This is a genomic window from Streptomyces sp. NPDC091289, assembly GCF_044757365.1.
Taxonomy (GTDB): Bacteria; Actinomycetota; Actinomycetes; order Streptomycetales; family Streptomycetaceae; genus Streptomyces.
This window is the reverse complement of record NZ_JBIVUT010000030.1, coordinates 72389-95915: the sequence shown is the minus strand read 5'-3', so window position 1 is coordinate 95915 and position 23527 is coordinate 72389. Positions and strand designations below refer to the sequence as shown.

The window sequence follows — 23527 nt, the reverse complement described above, 5'->3', positions numbered from 1 at the left end:
GCCGGGCCGGAGAGAGGCTGCCATGAAGCTGCGCTGTGCTGTGATCGACGACTTCCAGTCCGTGGCCACCACCGTCGTCGACTGGTCGCCGGTCACCGCCGACGTCGAGGTCGTGTCGTTCAGTGAGCACCTCGCCACCGAGGACGAAGCGGCCGCGGCCCTCGCCGACTTCGACATCGTGGTGACCCTGCGCGAGAGGGTGCCGTTCCCGGCGGAGCTGTTCGCCCGGTTGCCCCGGCTGCGGCTGCTGATCGCCTCCGGCATGCGCAACTCCGTCATCGACTTCGACGCCGCCGAGCGGCACGGCGTCACCGTCTGCGGCACCGCCAGCTCCTCCACCCCGCCCGTCGAGCTCACCTGGGCGCTGCTGCTGGGCCTGGCGCGCGGGATCGTCCCCGAGGCGGAGGCCCTGCGCACGGGCGGGCCCTGGCAGTCCACCCTCGGCGCCGATCTGCACGGCCGGCGGCTCGGTCTGCTGGGGCTCGGGAAGATCGGCGCCCGGGTGGCGCGGGTGGGCCTCGCCTTCGGCATGGACGTGGTGGCCTGGAGCCAGAACCTCACGAAGGAACGGACCGACGAGGTCGGGGCGACCCTGGCCGCGTCCAAGGAAGAACTGCTGGCCACCAGCGACTTCGTCTCCGTACACCTGGCGCTCGGCGAGCGGACCCGGGGCCTGGTCGGCGCGGCCGAACTGGCCCGGATGCGCCCGACCGCGTATCTGATCAACACCTCCCGGGCGGCCATCGTCGACACGGACGCCCTGCTCGCCGCCCTGCACGACGGCTCCATCGCCGGCGCGGCCACGGACGTCTTCGACGTCGAGCCGCTCCCGGCCGGCCACCCGGTGCGCACGGCGCCGCGCCTGCTGGCCACCCCGCACCTGGGCTATGTGTCACGCGCCAACTACGAGACCTACTACGGCCAGGCCGTGGAGAACATCAGGGCGTTCCTCGACGGGCAGCCGCTCCGCCGTCTGGGCTGACGGCGGAGCGGCTGTTGCGGCGGTTCGGTCAGTAGCGCAGCGCCGCCGCGATCCGGCCGTGGTCCGCCAGCGAACCGTCCTCGACGAACGCCACGTCGGCGCCGCTGTCCAGCGCCGCTTCGACCAGTTCGTCGACGATGTCCTCGCGGACCGTTCCGTCGGCGCTCTGGGTGGCCCCCTCGGGCGCCGGCTCCAGGTGCTCGCCGGTCACCCGCACGGTCGTCTGGAAGTGCTCCTCCACCGCGACCAGTCCCGCCCGGCCCTCCCGGACGGCGGCCCACACCTCGTCGAGCCCCGCGGCGAAGGTGTGGGCGCTGCGAGCGTTGTCGAGCCGGGTCTGCACCTCCGCCGCCGCCCGGTGCGTGCCCTCGTCGAGGGCCGGCCGCAGCTCTTTGAGGACCTCGGCGGGCGGCAGATCGGCCGGTGCGCCCTTGGTGACCCGGCCGGCCGCGGACCCGGAGGCGGTGCCGACCTCGTCCAGCAGAGCGAGGGCGGGGGCCTGGCCCATCAGATAGACCGGCCGCGGGTCGTCGGCGAGTACCGTGCGCAGCTTCTCGTCGACGTCACGGAAGAAGTTCCGGGTCTCCTCGTCGGTGAAGAGGCTCGGGGTGTCCCCGATCCGCTGCTCGCGCTGCGGGTTGGGCGGCTCCTTCGGCGCGGTCAGCGGGAAGCCGCCCGTCTCCTCCGCCCGGATGCCGTCGCCCGTGCCGATCCACAGGGTGGCGTGGTCGGCCGCGACGGTCAGCGCCCGGAACGGCCGCGTCTGGGCCTTGGCGGCGACCAGGTTGCGGGTGAGGAAGGTGTCGCTGAGCACCACCCGTTCGGGTGCGGTGCGCGGAAGCTGCCAGATCCAGTACGCGTCGGTGGTGGTCAGGAGGACCAGGGAGTCCAGCGCCCCGCGCGGGTCCACCTCGTCGGCCGCCCGCTCCAGCTGGGCCCGGAGAGCGGCCGCGACCTCGCGGCTGACCTGCGCGTCCGCGTCCAGACGGTGTCCGGCCTCGGCCACCAGATTGCGCAGCCGCACCGGGTCCTGGGCGTTGTCCGGAGCCGTGCGGTGGGTCGGCATGGTCAGGGACAGGGCCGGATAGGGCCGGGTCGCCCGCAGCTCCCGCAACAGGTCGGCGGTCAGGGCGTCCGTATCCATCGTTCCCTCCCAGGGCTCGGATCCGCTCCCGTGTGAAGCGATCCTTCGACGAGTCAATTCATACCTTTTGATCCTAATATGAGCGAGTTGTTGCTCCTGGAGTGCGGGAGGTCGCGCGATGTCCACGCTCACGGTCTGGAAGTTCCGGACGGCCGACGGTGCGGAGAGTGTCGAGGAGGCGCTGAAATCCCTTCAGAAGGAAGGGCTGATCAAGATTCTTGACGCGGCGGTGGTGAGCTGGCCCGCCGACCGGTCCAAGCCGCGCACGAAACAGCTGCTCAACCTCGTCGGCGCCGGGGCCCTCAGCGGGACCTTCTGGGGCATGCTCTTCGGGCTGATCTTCCTCATGCCGCTGCTGGGCGCGGCCATCGGGGCGGCCGCCGGAGCGCTCGGCGGGAAACTCGCGGACGTCGGCATCGACGACGACTTCATCGCCGAGGTCAAGGAGAAGGTGACGCCCGGAACCTCGGCGCTGTTCCTGCTGACCATGAACGAGGTGCCGGAGCGGATCGGCGCGCAGCTGCCCGGCGACGGCGCCGAACTCCTCCACAGCAATCTCGACACCGAGCGTGAGGCGAAGCTCCGCGACATCTTCGGCGACGAGACGGCGTGACCCGCGCACACCCCCGTTCCTCACCCGGATCCCCAGCTGGATACCCCTCTCTTGGATTGGACGGACCGTCCGTGAAAGCGAACCTCCCCGCGCACCGGGCACGCGGCCGCCGCGCCGCCCGCACCCTGGCCCCCCTCGCGGCGGCAGCCCTGCTGTTCGCCGGCGCGGCGGCCTGCGACTCCGACACCAGCAGCGAAGGCACCGACCGGGGCGTCCACACCCTCACGCCCGAGCCGGAGGAATCGCCGTCCGAGTCCCCGAGCCCGCGCACCCAGGAGAGCTTCGCGGCCTCGGTGTCCGCCGAGTCCGAACGCGTACGACAGGAGGCGGCCAAGCGGCTGGACGAGGTCGAGGGCCGGGGCAACGCGGTCGGCGACGTCTCGGTCAACGGACTGCCGCTCACCGCGTCCGAGGAGGTCCGCAGCGCGCTCGTCCGGGTCACCAACCCCACGGACGAGGCCGCGTTCTACGCCGTGAAGGTGGAGTTCGTCGACGCCGAGGACAAGGTCCTCGACACCGTCGTCGTCGGCGTCGAGGACGCGCCGCCGGACCGCACGGTCAACGTCCAGGCCAACAGCCGCAAGGCCGCCGGGGTGAAGACCTTCCCGCGGGTCGCCCAGGCCGAGCGCGGCTGAGGGGGGCGGCGTACATGAGTGCCGCAGACGCGGTGACCGACTCGCTCGAGACCCTGCGCGCCCAGTTCGTCGACGTACGGGAGGGGAAACCGGCCGACTACATCCCCCAGCTGGCCCTCGCCGACCCGGACGCCTTCGGGCTCGCGCTGGTCAGCATGGACGGACACCGCTACAGCGCGGGCGAGGCCGAAGTCCCCTTCACCCTCCAGTCCGTCTCCAAACCGTTCATCTACGCCCTCGCGCTCTCCGTCCTCGGCCTCGACGAGGTGAGCCGCTGGGTGGGCGCCGAGCCGAGCGGCGAGGCGTTCAACGCCATCAGCCTCGAACCCGGCACGGGCAGGCCCGCCAACGCCATGGTCAACGCCGGCGCCATCGTCACCACCGCCCTGATCCCCGACGCCCCGGACGAACCCGCCTTCGACCGGATCCTGCACTGCCTCGGCCACTTCGCCGGGCGCGAACTCGACGTCGACGAAGAGGTGTTCAGCTCCGAGTCGGTGACCGGGGACCGCAACCGGGCGCTGGCGTACCTGATCCGCTCCACCGGCACCATGCCCGTCGACCCGGTCCTGGCGGTCGACCGCTACTTCCGCCAGTGCGCGATCCGCGTCACCGCCGTCGACCTCGCCACGATGGCCGCGACGCTCGCCTACGGCGGCGTGAACCCGGTCACCGGCACGCGGGTCGTCTCCGCCGAGGTCGCCGCCCAGGTCCTCGCCGTCATGGCGACCTGCGGCATGTACGACGGCTCCGGCGACTGGCTGCTGCGCGTCGGGCTGCCCGCCAAGAGCGGGGTGTCCGGGGGCCTCATCGCGGTGGGCCCCGCCCGCTTCGGGGTCGCCACGTACAGCCCGCCGCTGGACGCCACCGGCGGTTCGGTACGCGGCCACGCCGCACTGGAGACGATGTCGAAGCGCTACGGGCTCCACCTCATGCTCAACCCCGCGCTGCCGGGCTCCACCGTCAGCCTCGTCACGACCGCGGACGATCTGCCCTCCGCGCCCTCGACCGAGCACGAACGGGTCCTGCACGAACAGGTCGGCGTCGTCGTCGCCCAGGGGTCCATCGACTTCACGGCCGCCGAACGTGTGCTGTACGCCCTGGACGAGTCCGGGCCCGACGGCGGCTCGGTGGTGCTCGACCTGCACGACGTCACCTCCGTCGACTCGGTGGCCCTGGCGATGCTGCACACCGGGCTCGCCCGGCTCGCCAGCGACGGGCGGCGCGCGGCGGTCGTCGATCCGAACGATCTGCTGGGCCCGCCCGACCTCGTACGGGAACGCACCGGCCAGGACCTGCCGCGCTACGCCACCCGTGAGGGTGCCGTCGAAGGCTGCGCGCGGGCCCTGGCCGGGGAGGGCTGAGCGGGGGCTGACGGGTGGGCCGGGACTACCAGATGGACCCGACCCACTCGGGGTGGTCGATGAACGGGTTCCGGTTGTGCTGGAACTGCTCGAATATGACGTCGTTGCGGCGCTTCTCGAAGGTGTCCGGCGGGTCCTCCTGGCTCCACTGCTTGAGGACGGACAGCTTGCCCATCTTCGGCGCGGACCCGTTGCTCACCTGGTCGTTGGGTTCGAGGTCGGCGAAGGAGTCGTTGCCCTCGTAGCGCACGGCCATGTAGAGGATCATGCGGGCGACGTCGCCCTTGACCGCGTCGCGCGGCTCGAAGGAGTCGCCGTCGGTGCAGTTGCCGGGTGCGTTGCCCAGTTCGCTCCCGCCGTTGTCGAAGTCCTTGTTGCCGCGCGTGGAGTTGACCTGGACGTCCTCGGGCCGCAGATGGTGGACGTCGGTGCCCGGACCCGTCGCGGTGCCGAAGTCGCCGTGCGACTTGGCCCAGACGTGCTCCCGGTTCCACTGGCCCGAGTTGCCGCCGTTGTCGTTCTTGGACTGCGAGCGCCCGGTGTACAGCAGGACGACGTTGGAGGAGTTGGCGGGATCCTCGTCGGTGGCCTTGAGGGCGTCCCACACCTGGCTGTAGGAGAGCTTGGTCTGGTCGCTGATGATCGTGTGCAGGGCGGCTTTCAGCTCGGCGCCGGTCTTGCCGAGCGCGTCCTGGTAGTACGTGTCGTCGAGGGCGGTGGCGGCAGTGGTAGCGGTGTGAAGGTCGGGCGAGCCGTCTGCGGGGGTCGCGGCGGCGGTGCCGGCGAGCACGGTGACGGCCGCTGCAGCGGCCAGCAGTGGACGCGCGTAGAACGAATGACGACGGGACATGTGGGGTGTCCTCTCCGAAACGCGGGCGTCGCGACGAGGACCCTGGGTGGGGGCGCTCCTGCGGCGGCCGTGCGGTAGGTGGTCAGCCGGGAGCCTTCCACACGCACCGTGTTCCACGAGTGAACACTCTGTACCTATCATGTGCAGGTCAAGAATCGGTGTGCCGGGACCCGTCGAGGACGTCCTCGACGGGGCGCCGTCCGGCGCTACCCGGCGGCCCAGTCGCGCAGGGCGCGGACCGAGGCGAAGTCCGCCACGTTCCGGTCGAGCGGATCGTCGGTGTACTGGTGGATCCGCCAGTCCGCCTCGATGCGGGGCTTGCCCGCGGCGACGTAGTCGGCGATCCACAGCCCGTCGCCCGCGTAGGAGGTGGTGTCGTGGTTGAGCCAGAAGGAGCGGTTGCAGTACAGCAGGACCCGGTGGTCGGGCCGCTCCCGCTTCACCGCGCGGAGGAACCGGTCCTTGTCCGCGTTGCTCGCCCGCGTCCCGCCGCCGGTCTGTTCCCAGTCGACCGCGAGCAGATCGCCCGCCTTCTCCGGGGTTTCGCTCAGGAAGTACGCGACCTGGTCCGCGATGTCCCCCGGCCAGAGGAAGTGGTAGAAGCCGACGACGCACTCGGCGTCCCGGGCCCGCTTGACCTGCGCGTCCAGGCGCGGATTGACGTAGGTGCGGCCTTCGGTGGACTTGACGAGGACGAAGTCGAGACCGTCCGTGTCGTAGGAGGGCTGATAGGCGCTGACATCGACACCGTGGAGCATGGGCACCGCCTCGGAAAAGGGAGAAGGGGCAACGGCATTCCGTCTCCTGCCCACTCCCCGGGTCCGCCAAGGGCTGATTCACCCTCCCGGGTAGGCGTGCGCGGGTCCCTCGGATGCGGCCGGGTCCGTGGGGGGCGAGAATTGCCGCAAGGACGAGGAGGCGGCATGAGCGAAGAGTCCGAATCCGTATCCGCGGCCGTGCCCGGGCCGGGGGGCATCACGCCCGACCGGCTCCTGCACACGGGCGCGAGCGACCGGCCGAGCGCGGAGGACCTGGTGCTGGCCTCCGGGCGGGACCTGACGCCGGAGACCCTGGAATGGGCGCGGCGCAAGCTGGCCGCCGAGGGGCGGTCGGCCCTCGACAAACAACTGCCCTGACGGCCCGGCGGAGCCCGCGCGAACACCCGGCGGGCGGTGCCCGGAGCCGTACGCCGAGGTGACGGCGGCCGGGGACCGGGGAGCGTGTGGGGCGCCCCCCGGTTCCCTCGGCTAGCCTGAGTGACATATGAACCGTTTGACGACCTCACAGGGCGCTTTCGAGCTCGCCCGTTTCCCCGAGCACCCGCGCGATCCCTTCCGGGCGTGGGACGCCGCCGACGAATACCTGCTCCGGCAGCTGACGGACCCCGAGACGGGCCCGGTCGACCTCTCGGGGACGGTCGCCGTCGTGGGGGACCGGTGGGGAGCGCTCGCCACCGCGCTGGCCGAGCACCGGCCCGTCCAGATCAGCGACTCCTACCTGGCCCGGCGCGCCACCCTCGCCAACCTCGACCGGAACGGCATCGACCAGGACGCGGTCCGGCTGCTGTCCTCGCGCGACACCCCGCCGGACCGGATCGACGTCCTGATCGTCCGGGTGCCCAAGTCCCTGGCGTTCCTGGAGGACCAGCTCCACCGGATCGCCCCCGCCGTCCACGCCGGCACCGTGGTCATCGGCACCGGCATGGTCAAGGAGATCCACACCTCCACGCTCAAGCTCTTCGAGCGCATCATCGGCCCGACCCGCACCTCCCTCGCGGTGCGCAAGGCGCGGCTCGTCTTCTGCACCCCGGACCCCGCGCTGCCGCGTACGCCGAGCCCGTGGCCGTACCGCTACGAGCTGCCCGCCGACGTCGGCCCCGTGTCGGGCCTGACCACCGTGAACCACGCGGGGATCTTCTGCGCCGAGCGCCTCGACATCGGCACCCGCTTCTTCCTCAAGCACCTGCCCACCCGCGGCGGGGCCGTCCGGGTCGTCGACCTGGGCTGCGGCAACGGCGTCCTCGGGCTCTCCGCCGCCATCGCCAACCCCGACGCGCACGTCACCTTCGTCGACGAGTCCTACGGGGCGGTGGCCTCCGCCGAGGAGACCTTCCGGGCCGGTGCGCCGGACGGCACGAAGGCCGACTTCCTGGTCGGCGACGGACTCGGCGACCTCGATCCGGGCAGCGTGGACCTGGTGTTGAACAACCCGCCCTTCCACTCGCACATGGCGACCACCGACGCCACGGCCCGCACGATGTTCGTCGGCGCACGGACCGCGCTGCGCCAGGGCGGCGAACTCTGGGTCGTCGGCAACCGGCACCTCTCGTACCACACCCACCTGCGCCGGATCTTCGGGAACTGCACCACGGTCGCGGGCGACGCGAAGTTCGTGGTGCTGCGCGCCGTCAAGCGCTGACCCGGGGCCGCAACTGCCGGACGCTCTCCGGCCCTTCCGGATTCTTGCAACACGTTCTACTGTGTGCGCCGCCGCACACGGACGACGCCGAGCGAGACTCTGGAGGGGCCGTGCACCTCGAATACACGCCTGAGCAGCAGCGGCTGCGCACCGAACTGCGCACCTACTTCGCGACCCTGGTGCCCGACAACGCCTACGCCCGCTACGCGGAACCCGCCGCCCAGAAGCGCTTCTACCGCGATACGGTCCGCAGGCTCGGCGCCGACGGCTGGCTGGGGGTCGGCTGGCCGAAGGAGTACGGCGGCCGGGGACTGACCCCGATGGAACAGTTCATCTTCTTCGACGAGGCCGCCCAGGCCGGCGTACCGCTGCCGCTCATGGCCCTGAACACCGTCGGGCCCACGATCATGCAGTTCGGCACCGACGAGCAGAAGGCCCACTTCCTCCCCGGAATCCTGGCCGGGGAGATCGACTTCGCGATCGGCTACAGCGAACCGGACGCGGGCACCGACCTCGCCGCCCTCAAGACCCGCGCGGTCCGCGAGGGGGACACGTACCTCGTCAACGGCCAGAAGATCTGGACCACCAACGGCGACACCGCCGACTGGGTCTGGCTCGCCGTGCGCACCGACCCCGACGCCCCGCCGCACAAGGGCATCACCATGCTCCTGGTCCCCACGAGCGACCCGGGCTACTCCTGCACCCTGATCAACACCCTCGCCTCGCACGACACGACCACCAGCTACTACGAGAACATCCGCGTCCCGGTCTCCCGCCGCGTGGGCGAGGAGAACAAGGGCTGGCGGCTCATCACCAACCAGCTCAACCACGAACGCGTCACGCTCGCCGCCCACGGCACGATGGCGGTCCGCGCCCTGCACAACGTCCAGCGCTGGGCCGCCGACACCAAGCTCGCCGACGGCCGCCGGGTCATCGACCTCGGCTGGGTCCGCGCCCTGCTCGCCCGCACCCACACCCGCCTCGACGCGATGAAACTGCTCAACTGGCAGATGGTCGCAGCCCTCCACGACGGCACGCTCACCCCCCAGGACGCCTCGGCGGTCAAGGTCTACGGCTCCGAGGCCCGCAGGGACGCCTACGCCTGGCTGATGGAGATCGTCGGCTCCGCGGGCGCGCTGAAGGAGGGCTCGGCCGGCGCGGTGCTCCACGGCGAACTGGAACGCGGCTACCGCTCGGCCGTGATCTTCACCTTCGGCGGCGGCAACAACGAGATCCAGCGGGAGATCATCGCGTGGATCGGGCTGGGGATGCCGCGCGTGCGGCGGTGAACGTCTGTGACGAGTTCCGGGTCTGATGGAGGCCTCGATCGCTGCCCAGCCAATCTGACCGGAACGGCCCGTCACAGAACGCGGTGGTCTGCCGTTCACTTCTCGGAAACGGAACAACGGACGAGAGGTGCTCACAGTGCGGCGAACGTTGCGGTACCTGCTGCTCGCGATCGGGGCCGGGCTCTCGGCCCTCGCGGTGATCGCCGTACATGGCGCCGCCACCCTGCCGCTCGCCGTCGCCGTGTATGCCGATGTCGTCCTCGGTCTGTGCTGGCTCGCGGCCGCCACGCTGCTCCTTCGCAGTCGCCGGGCCCCGGACACCGGAGCGAACACGGGCGGCGAAGATGCTCCCGGCCCCCGCGACCATCGCGCCGTACGGTACTCCACCGACGGCGAGCCTCTCGCTCGTTCCCACCGGGGCACCCGCCACCGCCGCTGATCCGGCCAAACTCGCGGTGCGTCCTGCCCCGTTGGCCCATGCTTTGCGACGATGGCCGGCGACCACCTCTGCTGAGGAGCGCAACGTGCCCGACGTCAGCGATATTCTTGTGAGTTCGTCCGTCATGACGCATCCCGTACGTCTCGCCCAGGCCCAGCGGCTCGCGGCCCGCCTTCGGCTCGACGGCCTGGCGATCGACCCGGACCCGGAGGGCCCGCCTTCCGCTCTGCGCACCGCGCAGGTCGCGTGGTCGGCCGCGGCCCCCGAGGCCAGCCACCACCTTGTTGTCCAGGACGACGTCGACGCTCCTGTCGAGCTCCTGGAGATCGTCGCCCGGGCCGCCGCCCGGTTCCCCGACGAGGCACTCGTGTTCTACACCAACTGGCACGCACGCAACGGCGCGGCCGCTCGACTGGCCGCACTCGCAGGCGCCGCCTGGGTCCGGGCGGTGCCGGACGAGTTCACGCCGTCCTTGGGTGTCTGCCTTCCGGCCGGGACGGCCGCCGCCTTCCGGGCGGATGCCCGTGAGAGTGCCGAACGCCATGACGACGAGCTGCTCTCCGTCTTCTTCCGCGGACGCGGCCGCATGAGCCTGCTCGCCGTACCGAACATCGTCGAGCACATCGGCACCAGCAGTATCAACGGTCACGCCGCTCAGGGCATTCGGCGTGCCGTCTGCCCCACCTCCGCCGCCGACGCGGCCCCGCTGCTGAGCCGGGGGCGCGTCCTGGAGGAGCCGGGCTGGATCCCGTACATGCGGTACGGAGAGGGCTACGTCCGGCTCGTGGGGCAGGAGCACGGCCCCGACGCCGGCCGCGGCCACCACCGCTGGCGTGAGGCCCTGCCCTCGACCGGGCTCACGGAGGGGGATGTGCTCGCCGCGCGGGAGGCGCACCTGCCGCCGGAGCTCGCGGCGGAGGTGGCCCGGGCCTTCGGCGACGCGTTCGCGGAGGAGCTGTGGACCCACTGCCTGCTGCTCGGCCGGCAGGCCGCCCTCGCCTCCCGGCGCCTCGGCCCGGCACCGGGGGAGATACCCGTCGACGTACTCGACCGACTGCGGTGTTCCGCCGTCGCCACCGCCGGGCTCGCCGGACTCCCGCCGGAACGCCGCCCGGAGGCGGGGCCGGACGAGGTCCGCACCATGGCCGCGTTCGCGTGGACCGCGATCCACGCGGGGAATCTCCTGGTCAGGCCTGGTGCGTGAGCCACACCCCCGGCTCCCAGTAGGCGGCCACGTCCCGCGCTCGGTCCACGTGGAGAGGGGCGAGTCCGCCGGGGAAGACGTACGCGCCGTCCTCCGGGAAGGCGAGCCCCGTCCAGCGCTCCCACTCGGCGACCGTGCTCGTGATCCGGGAGGACCGCTCGGACGCCGCCGCGACCGTACCGCCCGCGCTCACCTGGGTCCGGATCCATGGGTCGAACGGGGTGCCGTCGTCCCGGGTCCACGCCGCGTACCGCTCGATCGGGACCAGTGGATAGCGGTCCTTCCAGGTGGGCCGTACCGGCACCAGGACCGTCGGGAGCCCGGCGTTCCGTGCCGTCTCCGCCATCGCGTCGAGCAGCACCTTGGACAGGCCACGGCCCCGGTGGTCCTCGGCGACCTCGATGCCGAGCGCGCAGAGCGCGCCCGGGGCGCGCCCCGCGTCGCGGTCCGCGAAGGCCCGCGCGATCGAGTCGTCGAGGCCCGGTCCCAGGTCCGCCGTGGTGCCGTCCCAGGTGCGGGGCAGCGAACGCCCGGCGCCCGCGATCACGTCGCGTTCGTCGTCGTACAGGACGAACTGGAACTCCGGGAAGTCCTCGAACAGCCGGTTCCAGTAGTCGCCGTTGATGTCTCCGTGCAGGTTGTACTCGGGCACCACACCCGCGAACCGCTCGGGGATGCGGTCCCACAGCTCGGGCCGCTCCGAGTGACGTACCAGTGCCAGGGCCATCGGGTCTTCTCTCTAGGCGGGGACCTCGACGTCCCAGACGACGACGATCGGCAGACCGTTCCAGGCGGCGCGGGCCGCGTCCGCGATGAACTCCTCATAACCTCCGGGTGCCAGACGCCCGTTGAACAGCGGCTCCTGGCAGCCGCGCACCCGGAGCCCGGCCCGTCCGAACGCCTCCAGGTAACGGCCGGGCAGATGGACGTGGTTGCGTACGAACGCGAGCTCGTCGGAGTCACGGACGAAGAGGCACTGCCCCTGGAGGGCGATCACGAACGGATGCATGTCCGTGACGACGATCCGCCCGCCCGGCCGGACCACCCGCGCCAGCTCCGCCACGCCGGGCGCGAGGTCCGGAAGGTGCGTCATGGCCAGGGAGCAGACCGCGAGGTCGACGGAGTCGTCCCCCAGCGGCAGCCGCTCCAGGTGCCCCACCCGGAAGTCGGCCTCCGGAGTGTGCTCGCGGGCCTTCGCCAGCATCTCCGGTGACTGGTCCACACCGATGACCCGGTGGCCGCGCGCGGTCAGGGCGCGGGTCTGCCTGCCGGTGCCGCAGGCGGCGTCGAGTGCCACTCCCGGCGTGAGCCCGTCGAGGATCGCGTGGACGGCCGGCTCCTCCACCTCGATGTAGGAGCTGGGCAGCGAGTCGTACACCGCTGACCAGGACGCGTAGCCCGCCGCCGCGTCGAGCTCGCTGACCAGGGCCCCTCCGTCCGGCAGCTTCTCCACCCCCGAGTCCGTGAGGTCGGTGAAGTCCGCGTGGGCGAAACGGCGTATCTCCGCCACGCGTTCCTTGAGGAACGCCTCGTCCCCGTCGACCGCATGGCGCAGCAGCGCGAGCCCCTCGATCCCCAATACCAGTTCCCGTACGCGGAATTCACCGCGGAATTCACCGCTCATGCGAGCCCCTCACCGATCGGCGGACGGTCCGGTGTCCATGTCGGATGCCGCACTACCCGGAAGTCGGGACAGGAATTCCGAACCCACCTGCCGCGTCCGAAAACCGAGCATGAATGGCTGGTTGGAGGCGCTGTTGTCGCCCGTCGGACGGCTGCCTAGCATGAGCGCCATGATAGAAGGCTATCTCGGACGTGAAAGCGTCACTGTCGGCGATGAATTAACGGTCCATGTCTCGACCGATGCCCCCCGATTCCGTCTCCGTTTCTACCGGCTCGGCAGAGAACTCGTACTCGTGGGAGAAACCGGGGAGTACCCGGGTGCCGAGCACGCCCCGCCCGACCACCCCGATGGACTGACCGGCCGCGCCTCGCCCTCCGACGACTGGAACTGGCCGCCGCTCTCCCATGCCGTACCGGAGGGCTGGCGGCCGGGAGTCCATCTGGTCGAATTCGTCGAATGCGGACCGGGGCGCGCCGGGAATCCGCCTCCGCTCGACACGGAGCACCTGGAAGGGCACGGACGGGAGTTCTTCATCGTGCGCCCCCGCGTCGCCGGCGGCCACTCCCGCGTCCTCTACAAGAAGTCCACCTTCACGCGGCACGCCTACAACCGCTCCGACCGGCCCGGCCTGGAGCGCGCCGTCAGCCTCTACGACCACCCCGTCCACCGCACCGGCGCCACCGATGCGCCCCGGGGCCACAAGGTCAGCCTCCACCGCCCCGGCGGCGTCATCGATCTCGCGTACTGGGACGCCCCCTTCATCGCCTGGCTCGACCGCCACGGGTATCCCGTCGAGTACTGCACCGACCTGGATCTGCACGAGGACCCCGAACTTCTCTCCTCGTACGACCTCCTCCTCAGCGTCGGGCACGACGAGTACTGGAGCGCCGCGATGCGTGACCAGGCGGAACGGTTCGTCCGCGACGGCGGAAACATCGCCTTTCTCAGCGCCAACACCTGCTGGTGGCGGGTGCATCCGACGGACGACAACACGGCATTCGTGTCCGACACCGACCATCACGTCGGTGAGGAGTACCCCCACCTTCCCGCAACCGATCAATGGTGGGCGCCGGCGCCCGATGGCGTCGGAATTCCGGAGAACGCGCTCACCGGCGTAAGTTTCCGCAACGGCGGAATGTGGGCCGCCACCGAATGGCCCGGAGACCGGCCCCGGGTCGGATACACCGTGCAGCATGCCGACCACTGGATCTACGAAGGCGCCGGCCTGCGCGACGGATCCGGCGGCGGAGAAGCGGACCGACTGGGGGCCGGAACACCCCTCATCGGATATGAATGCGACGGTGCCGCGTTCTCCTACGACGCGGACGGAACAGCCCGCGCCACCGGGGAGGACGGAACTCCGGAATCCTTTCTCATTCTCGGAATTCACGTCCTCGAACCGGTGCACGAGGATTTCCACCACTTCAAGTGGGGACACTGGAACGCCGTTGTGCGGGAGAAGAGCATCTCCAGCCCGCGCGCCGCCACCATGGGCATCTACACCGCCGGCGGCACCGTCTTCACCGCGGGCACCACGGACTGGCCCGTGGTCTGCGGACACGAACAGGATCCGGCCGTCGTCCGCGTCACCCGAAACCTCCTCGACCGACTGCGCCATCGAGGTCGCCGGGCTCATCCGCAGCGATGAGCTCCCGCAGGCCGGAGATCCGCGCCGCCCGCTCCGGCAGGGGCGGCGCGGCACCCTCGACCGCCCGGTCGGGGCGGCGCAGATGCACCGCCCGCATTCCCGCCGCCAGCGGACCGAGCACGTCGGGCGCCCACATGTCCCCGACGAACAGCACCCGCTCCGCCGGCAGCGCGCACCGGTCGAGCAGCGCCCGGTAGATCAGCGGATGCGGCTTGCGCGCGCCCGTGCGCGCGGAGCCCACCACCACGTCCACGGCCCCGGCGAGCCCGACCGCCGCGACGCACTCCTCCAGGTTCCAGAACCAGTTGGAGCACACCCCGACGAGCAGGCCCCGCGCCCGGAGCGCGGCGAGCACCCCGGGCACGTCCGCGTAGAGGTCGAGCCTGACCGCCTTCATCGCCCGGTCGAGCTCGGTGACCAGGCCGCCGAGCTCCGACTCCGGCACACCACAGGCCCGCGCACGGCGCCTCAACCGGTCCCGCTCCCACGTCACGTACGTGGCCTCGTCCACTGATTGCGCCGAGTGCTCCGTACCCTCCGCGAGCCCCACCGACCACTGGTCTCCCCAGAGTTCCCCCTGGGCTTCGAGGCCGCGGCGTACGAAGATGCCGCGGTGGTCGGGCGGCAGCGGCCGGACCATCCGTACGAGCGTCCCGTAGAAGTCGAAGACGACCGCTTCGATCCCGTCCGGCAGCATCGTCACGGGAGCCTCTAGAACCGGCCGTACCGGCGGGGGAAGTAGTCCTGCAGGGCGCCGTCCCGTTCGATGTCGACGGTCGCACAGTGCAGCCCGCCGCCGAACGGCCCGACCGCCCGGAAGGGCACCTGCACGATCTCGAAGCCGTACGAGGACAGTTGCTCGGCGAGACGCACCTCGTTCTCCTCGACGCACAGCGTGTTCTCGTCGAGGTTCAGCATGTTCCCGGCGAGCCAGGGGCTGCAGAACGACAGCTTCGGCGGATGGTCCCAGCTGGCCGGCTGGACCGCCTCGACGATCTCCCAGTCGTTGAGCTTGAAGAACTCCATCAGCTCGGCGTCCGCGAGCCGCTCACCGCAGTGCAGCACCAGCCCGGGACGCAGCGGCACCCAGGTCGCGTCGATGTGCAGCGGGTGGGTGTTGGTCGAGGTCACCGCGTGCACCCGGTGGTCGGGGAAGTGGCGGCGCAGCCAGTCGTAACCGCTCCTGTTGGTGACGAACGACAGCTGCACGAAGAGGTCCTTGCCGAAACGCGCCACGTCGGCGGCGTCGAAGAGCGGCTCGGCCTCGGTGAGCACCAGGTCGTAGTCGCGGACCCGGGCCAGTTGCTCCGCCGTCGGAAGGTCGTTGTACGTGTCCCAGAACCCGGTGTTGTACGAGGCGTCCGTGAGCCGCGGCTTGGGCGCCGCCTCCCAGCGCATCCGCCGGTCGTGATCGAAGAGCTCCTGGAGCACCGGCCGGTAGCAGAGGTACTCGAACCAGCGGCTGCGGTACGACATGGTCGCTTCGAGGACTTCGTTGCCGACCGTGAGCAGCAGGTCCCGGGGTGGCATGCAGCCGAACATCGACTCGTGCGTCCACTCCGGCGTGGACACCTCACGGGAGAAGTCGATCGGGGTGGGGCGATCCACCCGGATGCCGCGCCGCCGCAGCATGTCGGAGAAGTCGTCGAGTTGCTGCTCGGCCTCGGCGACCATGTCCGCCGGCATGGGCCCGTACGTCCCCAGGGGAAAGCCGTCGTCCGGGTAGGCGCGGCGCACCGCGTGCTCGGGGGCCTGCACCACCGTGCCCTCCGCACGGCCGACGATCACATGGCGCAGCGGGTCCCAGCCGTTCCAGGAGCTGACCCGCACGGGGCGTTCGGATTCGGCGGGGGTGGTCGTCCTCTGCTCGGTCACGTACAAGCCCTTCGATCGGGGTCGTGGAGTGCCGCAGGGGCCCAAACTGCGGGTATGGAGCCGTCACCGTCAAGAGTCCCTTCGCTACCCACCGTGGTGTTCGCGTCAGCGTGGCCTGAGTCCGTCCGCCGCCGATTCGGCTGCGAACGGCATCCGCGCAGCGCAGCGGGTGCGCACCGCATTCTTCGGGTGGGCGCCCACCGTCGCCTTCCGGCCGAAACTCCGAGTCGCCGCTGAGTGGCGTGGTCCGCGGGGTAGTGAGAAGACCGTCGCCGAAGCCCGGTACGCCTTGACGCACCACGTCCGGAGGAATTCATGGCACTGACCCGATCTCGCCGATCCGTGGCCCTGGGAGCCCTGCTGCTTCTCACGGCGGTGGGATGCGGCTCGGGTGGACCGGACACATCGGGTGAACGGGCGGAGGGCAACAGCAAGCTGACGGTGTGGCTGATGGTGGACGCGCGCGAGAGCTGGCCGGAGCTGGTCGCCTCCGCCAACACGCGGTTCACGAAGAAGCACCCCGGTGTGAAGGTCGATGTCCAGTACCAGCAGTGGACGACGAAGAACCAGAAGCTCGACGCCGTCCTCGCGGGCCGCAATGTGCCCGACGTGGTGGAGATGGGGAACAGCGAGACCACCAACTACATCGTCAACGACACCTTCGCCGCAGTGGACCCGAAGACCTTCGACCGGTCCGAGCAGTGGCTGCCGGCGCTCGCCGACGCCTGCCGGCTCGACGGCAGGACGTACTGCGTGCCGTACTACGTGGGAGCGCGCGTCGGCGTCTACCGCACCGACTACTTCCGGAACGTCGGCCTGACCGCCGCCCCGCGCACGTACCCCGAGCTGATCGCCGCCCTCGACCGGCTCAAAAAGGAGTACGGCGCCAAGGACTCCGGCTTCTCCGCGCTCTACATGCCCGGCCGCTACTGGTACGCCGCCATGGGCTTCGTCAAGGACGCCGGCGGTGAGATGGCGGTCGAGAAGGACGGCCACTGGCACGGCGACCTCTCCTCACCGAAGTCCGTCGCGGGGCTCACCGCCTGGAAGAAGCTCCTGGACGACTACTACGTCGGCGACCGGGCGAAGGACAACGGCGATCAGCCGGCGGTCGTCGGACAGGGCAAGGTCGGCGTCTTCTACGGCAACACCTGGGAGGCGGAGGCCGCCGCCGACGCCCGCTCCGGCGGCGATCCGCGGCTCAAGGGCAAGTTCGCGACCTTCGCCTTCCCCGGCCCGTCCGGAGAGCTGCTTCCGCCGTTCCTCGGCGGCTCCACCCTGGCCGTACCCGCCAAGTCACGGAACCAGGACCTGGCCGCCGACTGGATCCGCCTCTTCACCGACCGGAAGTCGCAGCAGCAGCTCGTCGCCGCCAACACCCTCCCCAACAACACCGACCAGCTCGGTGACGTCGCCGCGGGAGGCATCAACGGCCCGGCCGCCCAAGCCGCCGCCCGCGGCTGGGTCACGCCTCTCGCTCCCGGCTGGACCTCGGTGGAGAAGTCCAACATCCTGCCCGAGATGCTGGAACGCATCGCCACCGGAAAGTCGTCCGTCCAGGACGCCGCCCGTGAGGCCGACAGCAGGATCGACGCCGTGATCAATGAGCGCTGATCGGGTCCGGCGCTCACGGCGCCCCGTCCTGCCCTACCTTCTGATCGCCCCCGCCCTGATCGCGCTCCTCGTCGTTCTCGGCTACCCGCTGGTCGACATGGTCACCCTGGCCTTCCAGGACATGACGCGTAAGGAGCTGTTCAGCGGCGAGGCCCCGCCCTGGGCCGGCCTCGATCAGTTCCGCACGATCCTCGGCGACAGATTCTTCTGGATCGTGACGGGCCGCACGGCCCTGTTCACCGTCGTCTGCGTGACCCTCACGATGGTGTGCGCCCTCCTCGTCGCCCTGCTGATGCGGCGGGCCGCGCCGTGGGCCCGGGCAGTCCTCGCCGGGGTGCTCGTCGCCGTGTGGGCCATGCCGGTGATGGTCGCGGCGGCCGTGTTCCGCTGGCTCTTCGACGCCGACTACGGCGTCGTGAACTGGCTTCTCTCGTCCCTGCCCGGGATCGACCTCGCCCGGCACAACTGGTTCACCGACCCGTGGCAGGGGTTCGCGGTGATCACCGGGGTGGTGGTCTGGGGCGCGCTGCCGTTCGCCGCGATCAGTCTGCACGCGGCGCTCGCCCAGGTTCCCCCGGAGCTGGAGGAGTCCGCCGTCATCGACGGGGCGAGCCCGTCCCAGGTCTTCCGCCACGTCACCTTCCCCGTGGTCAAACCGCTGTTCGTGATGGTCACCACCCTCATGGCGATCTGGGACTTCGGCGTCTTCAACCAGATCTGGCTGATGCGCGGCGGCCAGCCCGAGCGCGAGTACTACCTGCTCGGCGTGCACGCCTTCATCGAGTCGTTCGCGGTCAACCGCTACAGCACCGGTGCCGCCATCGCCCTGGTCACCGTCGTCCTGATGCTCGCGGGTGCCGTGGTCTACCTGCGGCAGATGCTGAAACTGGGAGAGACCGAATGAGCCAGGGACGCAGGCACAGGAAGAACCCCCGGCACCGGCGCCGCTACGATCTCCTCACGCTCCTCGTGGCCGCTGTCGTCGGCTTCCCCGTCTACTGGATGCTCCTCACCGCGTTCCGGCCGGCGAGCGAGATCCTCAGCCTTCCGCCGGAGTTCTGGCCGAGCAACCCCACCTTCGCCAACTTCACCCGTGCGATGAGTACCGAGACCTTCTGGGCCAACGTCCGCTCCAGCGCCGTCATCGGCCTCGGCACCGTCATCGTCTCCCTGGTGGTGGGCACCCTCGCCGCGTTCGCCCTCGCCCGCTTCCGCTTCGCCGGCCGCAAGGCGTTCGTCGTCGTGATCCTCACCGTGCAGATGATCCCTCTCGCCGCCCTGGTGATCCCCGTCTACCTGCTTCTCAACGAGGCCGGGCTCACCGACAGCCTCGGCGGCGTGATCCTCGTCTACCTCGTCTTCACCCTGCCGTTCACCGTGTGGATGCTGCACGGCTTCATCGCCACGATCCCGGTGGAGCTCGAAGAGGCCGCGATGGTCGACGGCTGCGGCCGGATCAACGCGTTCGTCCGCGTCGTCCTGCCGCTGCTCGCCCCCGGGCTCGTCGCCACCTCCGTCTTCGCGATGGTCCAGGCGTGGAACGAGTACGTCCTCGTCTACGTGCTGCTCTCCACCCCGGAGAAGCAGACCCTCAGCATCTGGCTGGTCTCCTTCCAGACCAGCTTCGGCACCGACTACGGCGGGCTGATGGCGGGTGCCACGCTCACCGCCCTGCCCGTCGTCGTGTTCTTTCTGGCCGTCCATCGCAAGATCGCCGCAGGACTCGCCGCCGGAGCGGTCAAGGGCTGAAGAACATGTCTGCCCCGGACCGGAACGACCTGGCGGCACAACCCTGTTCACCCACAGAGGAGAACCCTGTGACGCACGACCGCCTCGACCTCGTATCCAAGCTGTACCAGCCCACGGACTGGCCCCGGGTCCTTGAGGCCGCCTCCGGCAAACCTTCCGGCGCCCCGCTCGTCGTGGACCTCGACCCGACCACGTTCTGCGACCTGGCCTGCCCGGAGTGCATCAGCGGAAAGCTCCTCAACCAGGGCCGGTTCACCCCCGAACGGCTCGCCGCGCTCGCCGAGGAACTCGTCACCATGTCCGTACGGGGCGTGGTCCTCATCGGCGGCGGGGAGCCCCTGGCCCATCGCGGCACACGTCGCGTCCTGCGCATACTCGGCGAAGCGGGCCTGTCCATCGGAGTCGTCACCAACGGCACCATGATCCGGCAGAACCTCACCGAGCTGGCCCGGTACGCCTCCTGGGTCCGCGTCTCCATGGACGCCGGCACCGCCGAGACCTACGGTCTGTTCCGGCCCGACCGCAAGGGCCGCAGTGTCTTCGACAAGGTGGTCGAGAACATGCGGCTGCTCGCCTCCGAGAAGACCGGGTCGCTGGGCTACTCCTTCCTGGTGATGTCTCGACAGGAAGCCGACGGGCGGACCGTCACCAACCACCACGAGGTGCTGCGCGCCGCCGAACTCGCCCACGACATCGGCTGCGACTACTTCGAGACCAAGGCCATGTTCGACGACGACCACCACATCGTTCAGGTCCCCGATGCGGTGGTGGAATCCGTCGACCGGCAGCTGGCCGAGGCCGCCCACCTGGAGAGCGAGACCTTCCAGCTCGTCAACTCCTCCACCCTCACCGCCCTGCGCGGCCACGTGGGACCTGTCCAGCCCAAGGAGTACGACCGCTGCCGGGTCTCCGAACTCCGCACCCTCGTCACCCCCTCCGGGGTGTACGTCTGCGCCTACCACCGGGGCAATCCGCTCGCCAGGATCGGCGACGCCGTGACCGACAACCTCGCCGACATCTGGCGGGACTCGGACCGGGGGATGATCGACCCGAGCCGGGACTGCCGGTTCCACTGCGCGCGCCATCGCTCCAACCTGGAACTGGAACGCATCGACCGGGGAGCCGGCGAGCTCCCGCTCGCGGAGGACTACGACCCGTTCCTCTAGGGCGTGTTGTCACACTGCCGCCCGGCAGGCGGCAGTGTGACAACACCCTCTAGGCGTGCGGCCCCGATCCGCCGGACACTCCCGGGCCTAGCTCGGCCGGGACCGGTTCCACGACCGTGCTCGGGGCCGCCGGCGCGGGCACAACCCGGGCCTGCGGGTGGGAGACACGCAGCGCCCGGGCGAGCCGCGCCACCGTCTCCCGTACCGCGCCGGCCGTGCACACGCCCACCAGCGCACCGCCGCCACCGGCGCCGCTGAGCTTCAGCGGCAGGCCGGCGGCGCGCTGCGAGACCGTGCGCACCTCCTCCAACAGTGGCGTCGACATCCCCTGGTGGTCCCGCATGGCCTCGTGGGCGCGGACCATCGCGGCCCCGAGCGCCTCCAGGTCCCGGCCTCGCAGCGCGCCCCATACGCGCTGCGACGCCTCGTCGGCCACCTTCCGGTAGACGGCGAGCGCGGGATCGCCGGCCGCGAGCTGCGCCCGTACGTCCCGAATATGGTGCCGGGTGTCCTTGCGGGTGCCGGAGTCCACGACGACAACCCGCCACTCGGCCGGGAACTCCAGCCGCTCGCGCACGGCCGGCAGCCCGCGCTCGCGGCCGTCGAGGAGGAGGGCGCCGCCCTCGACGACGGCGAGATGGTCCATGCCGCCGCCGTGGAACACGGCGAACTCGAACTCGTACGCCCACTGGGCGATCGTGCGGTCACCGATGTGCCGACCGGTGAACGACCGGTCGGTGAACGCCCGGAACAGCGCCACTATCTGGGCCGTGGAGGACGACAGGCCGCTCGCCGCCGGAGCCTCGCTGCGTACGGTGACGGCCGGCGGCTTCGGAGGGAGCCCGGGCAGCCGCTCGCGCAGGAACGCCCACACCTCCCGCGGCCAGCCGTCCGTCGCCCCGTCGTCCGGCGCGGGACCGGGCCCCGCCTCCACCGTCGTCATCAGGCCGAGCGCGACGCAGACCGAGCGGCCTCCGCCGAGCCAGTCCAGGTCCTCGCCGGACAGGCAGGCCCGGCACGGCACCGTCGCTCGTATCGCGTGCATGGCATTCACCGGGCCTGGAACCTCCCCTCTGTGCGGAACCTCTCGTACATGGAGAGCACCACCGCTGTCGGCGGGTGCAGTGGCTGGAGCGGGGCGTCGAGCGGCTGGAACCGGGCCTGCCGCACCTCGTCGGCCCCGGGTGCGAGCGCTCCCGACCAGCGTCGGGTGACGAAGCAGAGGGCGAAGCAGTGGGTCACATCGCCGTTCGGGTAGGTCAGGGTGTGCACGCGTGGATCGGAGAGCGACCCGAACGCCACCAGGTCCTCCCTCTCCACCCGCAGACCCGTCTCCTCCGCGACCTCTCGCACGGCGGCGTCGGCGAAGTCGCCGCCCTCCTCGCACGCGCCGGCCGGAAGCTCCCAGACCCCGTTGTCCACCCGCTGCTGGAACAGCCCCCGGCCTTCGGCGTCGAGGAGCAGCACCTGGGCGCCAGGCACCAGCAGCGTCCTGGAGCCGACCTTCTGGCGCAACGACCAGATGTATGAACCGATGTAACTCATTCCCGTACGCGTCCTCTTCGTCGTCCCGCGCGTCCCGCTCGCCGCGGGCCCGTCGGTGCGCAGCGTGTCACTCCGCACCGGCCGGGCCGGCCAGCCAGCTCGGCATGGCCTCGGGCGTGGCGAGCAGCCATCGCACGTAGCGGTCCACACCCTCCCGGACCTCGATGGCCGCCTGCCAGCGCAGCAGTTCGCGGGATCGTTCGGTCGACGCGTAGCCGCCGAGCGGGTCTCCATCGGGCCGCGGGGTGGTGATCTGCCGTGCGCCGGGGAAGTACGGGGCGATCAGGTCGGCGACCTCGCGGACCGATGTGGGCCGGCCGGTACCCACGTTGACGGTCTGTTCGGCCATCCGTTCCTCGATCAGGGCCAGCGCGGTGGCCTCGGCGACGTCGTCGACGTGGACCAGGTCGCGGACCTGGTCCCCCCCTCCGTTGAGCCTCATCGGACGGCCCAGGCGCGCCTGGAGGGAGAGCCAGGGCACCATCCAGGAGTGGCTGCCCGGCTTCGGGATCTGGGGCTCGCCGTACACGGAGAAGTAGCGCACCACCGCGTATTCGGAGCCGCTGGAGGCACCGAGCATCAGCCGGGTCTGGTGCTCGGCCCAGAGCTTCGAGTTCGCGTACACGGACACCGGGTGGAGCGGCTGGTCCTCGTGAAACACCTGCGGCCCGCCGGCGGAGGGCACGCCATCCCCGTACACGGAAGCCGAGGAGACCATCACCAGTCGGCGGACCGGGTGCCGTGCCACCTGTTCCAGGACGACCTGCGTCCCCTCCACATTGGCCCGGAAGGCGATGTCGGGGCGTCGGGTGCAGGCCGCCACATCCGCGTAGGCGGCCGCGTGGACCACGAAGTCGGCCTCACGTAACAGCCGGCCCACGGTATCGGCGTCGCGCACGTCGCCGACGACGAGCCGGGCACCACCGCGTGCCACCCCGAAGGTCTCGTGCCCGGCCTCGGGGTAGGCGTCCATTCGGTCCAGGACCGTGACGGACGCGCCCGCTCCGTGCAGCAGTGCGGTCAGCCTGCTGCCGACGAGGCCACCTCCACCGGTCACGACGACGCGGGCATCGCGGAGCTTGTCGAGCCGGGACCGGACGGTCTCCTCCGTGGCATCGGCGGTGGTTGCGGTCGAGCGGGGTGACGCGGGCATGAAAGCCCCTTTCGGGCATCGAGGGAGTGGCCTGCCGACCGGTCGGGGACCGTGGCGCGCCAGGCAAGCATCCACGGGCACGTCACCCGTCTGCCAGAGGGCCATTTCGGCACTCTTGCGGGCTGCCGACACCCTCCGTACTGTCCGGATCCGGCCGCCGGGCAGGGGCTCCGGACGGATGCCCGACGGGGACCGGCGGATCCGGACCGAGGGAG

24 protein-coding genes are annotated in these 23527 nt (G+C 70.8%); 14 read left to right on the top strand and 10 right to left on the bottom strand.

Annotated elements, in window-relative coordinates; genetic code table 11:
• Positions 1-22 precede the first annotated feature (22 nt).
• Entirely contained in the window at positions 23-982 is a 960-nt protein-coding gene (locus tag ACIQPT_RS32660) for a D-2-hydroxyacid dehydrogenase family protein (RefSeq protein WP_401161235.1), read from the top strand.
• 28 nt (positions 983-1010) lie between these two features.
• On the opposite strand, the gene ACIQPT_RS32655 is transcribed toward ACIQPT_RS32660, so the two are convergent.
• Positions 1011-2126: a chemotaxis protein gene (locus ACIQPT_RS32655; protein WP_401161232.1), complete on the bottom strand. Its 1116-nt coding sequence runs from the start codon at positions 2124-2126 to the stop codon at positions 1011-1013.
• Positions 2127-2244: 118 nt separating this feature from the next.
• On the opposite strand from ACIQPT_RS32655, the gene ACIQPT_RS32650 reads away from it, so the two are divergent.
• From ACIQPT_RS32650 to glsA, 3 genes are all read left to right on the top strand, one after another.
• Entirely contained in the window at positions 2245-2739 is a 495-nt protein-coding gene (locus ACIQPT_RS32650) for a DUF1269 domain-containing protein (RefSeq protein WP_401161230.1), read from the top strand.
• Between the two features lie 71 nt (positions 2740-2810).
• The gene (locus tag ACIQPT_RS32645; RefSeq protein ID WP_401161229.1) at positions 2811-3374 is read left to right on the top strand and encodes a hypothetical protein; all 564 of its coding nucleotides are present in this window, start codon (positions 2811-2813) and stop codon (positions 3372-3374) included.
• Between the two features lie 14 nt (positions 3375-3388).
• The gene (gene glsA, locus ACIQPT_RS32640) at positions 3389-4738 is read left to right on the top strand and encodes a glutaminase A (RefSeq protein WP_401161227.1); all 1350 of its coding nucleotides are present in this window, start codon (positions 3389-3391) and stop codon (positions 4736-4738) included.
• A 25-nt stretch (positions 4739-4763) separates the two neighbouring features.
• On the opposite strand, the gene ACIQPT_RS32635 is transcribed toward glsA, so the two are convergent.
• Positions 4764-5588: an endonuclease I family protein gene (locus ACIQPT_RS32635; RefSeq protein ID WP_401161225.1), complete on the bottom strand. Its 825-nt coding sequence runs from the start codon at positions 5586-5588 to the stop codon at positions 4764-4766.
• Positions 5589-5794: 206 nt separating this feature from the next.
• Entirely contained in the window at positions 5795-6346 is a 552-nt protein-coding gene (locus ACIQPT_RS32630; RefSeq protein WP_401161223.1) for a GH25 family lysozyme, read from the bottom strand.
• A gap of 165 nt (positions 6347-6511) precedes the next feature.
• Between ACIQPT_RS32630 and ACIQPT_RS32625 the strand changes: the two genes are divergently transcribed.
• From ACIQPT_RS32625 to ACIQPT_RS32605, 5 genes are all read left to right on the top strand, one after another.
• Positions 6512-6724, top strand: coding sequence for a hypothetical protein (locus tag ACIQPT_RS32625; protein ID WP_401161222.1), 213 nt, complete (start codon positions 6512-6514; stop codon positions 6722-6724).
• A 127-nt stretch (positions 6725-6851) separates the two neighbouring features.
• Entirely contained in the window at positions 6852-8006 is a 1155-nt protein-coding gene (locus ACIQPT_RS32620; protein WP_401161220.1) for a methyltransferase, read from the top strand.
• A 110-nt stretch (positions 8007-8116) separates the two neighbouring features.
• On the top strand, positions 8117-9295 hold the full coding sequence (locus tag ACIQPT_RS32615; protein ID WP_401161218.1) for an acyl-CoA dehydrogenase family protein: 1179 nt from the start codon (positions 8117-8119) through the stop codon (positions 9293-9295).
• Positions 9296-9431: 136 nt separating this feature from the next.
• Positions 9432-9734, top strand: coding sequence for a hypothetical protein (locus tag ACIQPT_RS32610; RefSeq protein WP_401161216.1), 303 nt, complete (start codon positions 9432-9434; stop codon positions 9732-9734).
• Positions 9735-9819: 85 nt separating this feature from the next.
• Positions 9820-10938: a hypothetical protein gene (locus tag ACIQPT_RS32605; RefSeq protein WP_401161214.1), complete on the top strand. Its 1119-nt coding sequence runs from the start codon at positions 9820-9822 to the stop codon at positions 10936-10938.
• Here ACIQPT_RS32605 and ACIQPT_RS32600 read toward each other — a convergent pair.
• Complete coding sequence (locus ACIQPT_RS32600; RefSeq protein ID WP_401161212.1) at positions 10922-11665, bottom strand: GNAT family N-acetyltransferase; 744 nt, start codon at positions 11663-11665, stop codon at positions 10922-10924. The genes ACIQPT_RS32605 and ACIQPT_RS32600 overlap by 17 nt on opposite strands.
• A 12-nt stretch (positions 11666-11677) precedes the next feature.
• A complete protein-coding gene (locus ACIQPT_RS32595; protein ID WP_401161210.1) occupies positions 11678-12562 on the bottom strand; it encodes a class I SAM-dependent methyltransferase in 885 nt (294 codons plus the stop codon).
• Positions 12563-12731: 169 nt separating this feature from the next.
• Between ACIQPT_RS32595 and ACIQPT_RS32590 the strand changes: the two genes are divergently transcribed.
• Complete coding sequence (locus ACIQPT_RS32590) at positions 12732-14210, top strand: N,N-dimethylformamidase beta subunit family domain-containing protein (protein ID WP_401161208.1); 1479 nt, start codon at positions 12732-12734, stop codon at positions 14208-14210.
• On the opposite strand, the gene ACIQPT_RS32585 is transcribed toward ACIQPT_RS32590, so the two are convergent.
• Together ACIQPT_RS32585 and ACIQPT_RS32580 are read right to left on the bottom strand one after the other, a co-directional pair.
• Complete coding sequence (locus tag ACIQPT_RS32585) at positions 14149-14907, bottom strand: HAD family hydrolase (RefSeq protein ID WP_401161267.1); 759 nt, start codon at positions 14905-14907, stop codon at positions 14149-14151. The genes ACIQPT_RS32590 and ACIQPT_RS32585 overlap by 62 nt on opposite strands.
• A gap of 14 nt (positions 14908-14921) precedes the next feature.
• Positions 14922-16085, bottom strand: coding sequence for a serine/threonine protein kinase (locus ACIQPT_RS32580; protein WP_401161206.1), 1164 nt, complete (start codon positions 16083-16085; stop codon positions 14922-14924).
• A 315-nt stretch (positions 16086-16400) separates the two neighbouring features.
• On the opposite strand from ACIQPT_RS32580, the gene ACIQPT_RS32575 reads away from it, so the two are divergent.
• From ACIQPT_RS32575 to ACIQPT_RS32560, 4 genes are all read left to right on the top strand, one after another.
• Positions 16401-17699 carry an extracellular solute-binding protein gene (locus ACIQPT_RS32575; protein WP_401161204.1) on the top strand — a complete coding sequence of 433 codons (1299 nt, stop codon included), beginning with the start codon at positions 16401-16403 and terminating at the stop codon, positions 17697-17699.
• Positions 17689-18603 (top strand): carbohydrate ABC transporter permease, encoded by a 915-nt coding sequence (locus ACIQPT_RS32570; protein WP_401161202.1) that lies wholly within the window; start codon positions 17689-17691, stop codon positions 18601-18603. The genes ACIQPT_RS32575 and ACIQPT_RS32570 overlap by 11 nt, the downstream gene beginning before the upstream one ends.
• A complete protein-coding gene (locus tag ACIQPT_RS32565; protein ID WP_401161200.1) occupies positions 18600-19448 on the top strand; it encodes a carbohydrate ABC transporter permease in 849 nt (282 codons plus the stop codon). The genes ACIQPT_RS32570 and ACIQPT_RS32565 overlap by 4 nt, the downstream gene beginning before the upstream one ends.
• 68 nt (positions 19449-19516) lie before the next feature.
• On the top strand, positions 19517-20614 hold the full coding sequence (locus ACIQPT_RS32560) for a radical SAM protein (protein ID WP_401161198.1): 1098 nt from the start codon (positions 19517-19519) through the stop codon (positions 20612-20614).
• 49 nt (positions 20615-20663) lie between these two features.
• On the opposite strand, the gene ACIQPT_RS32555 is transcribed toward ACIQPT_RS32560, so the two are convergent.
• The 3 genes from ACIQPT_RS32555 to ACIQPT_RS32545 form a co-directional block, all read right to left on the bottom strand.
• Positions 20664-21659 (bottom strand): mevalonate kinase, encoded by a 996-nt coding sequence (locus tag ACIQPT_RS32555; RefSeq protein ID WP_401161196.1) that lies wholly within the window; start codon positions 21657-21659, stop codon positions 20664-20666.
• A gap of 5 nt (positions 21660-21664) precedes the next feature.
• The gene (locus ACIQPT_RS32550; protein ID WP_401161194.1) at positions 21665-22159 is read right to left on the bottom strand and encodes an NUDIX domain-containing protein; all 495 of its coding nucleotides are present in this window, start codon (positions 22157-22159) and stop codon (positions 21665-21667) included.
• 67 nt (positions 22160-22226) lie between these two features.
• The gene (locus ACIQPT_RS32545) at positions 22227-23312 is read right to left on the bottom strand and encodes an NAD-dependent epimerase/dehydratase family protein (protein ID WP_401161192.1); all 1086 of its coding nucleotides are present in this window, start codon (positions 23310-23312) and stop codon (positions 22227-22229) included.
• Positions 23313-23527 lie beyond the last annotated feature (215 nt).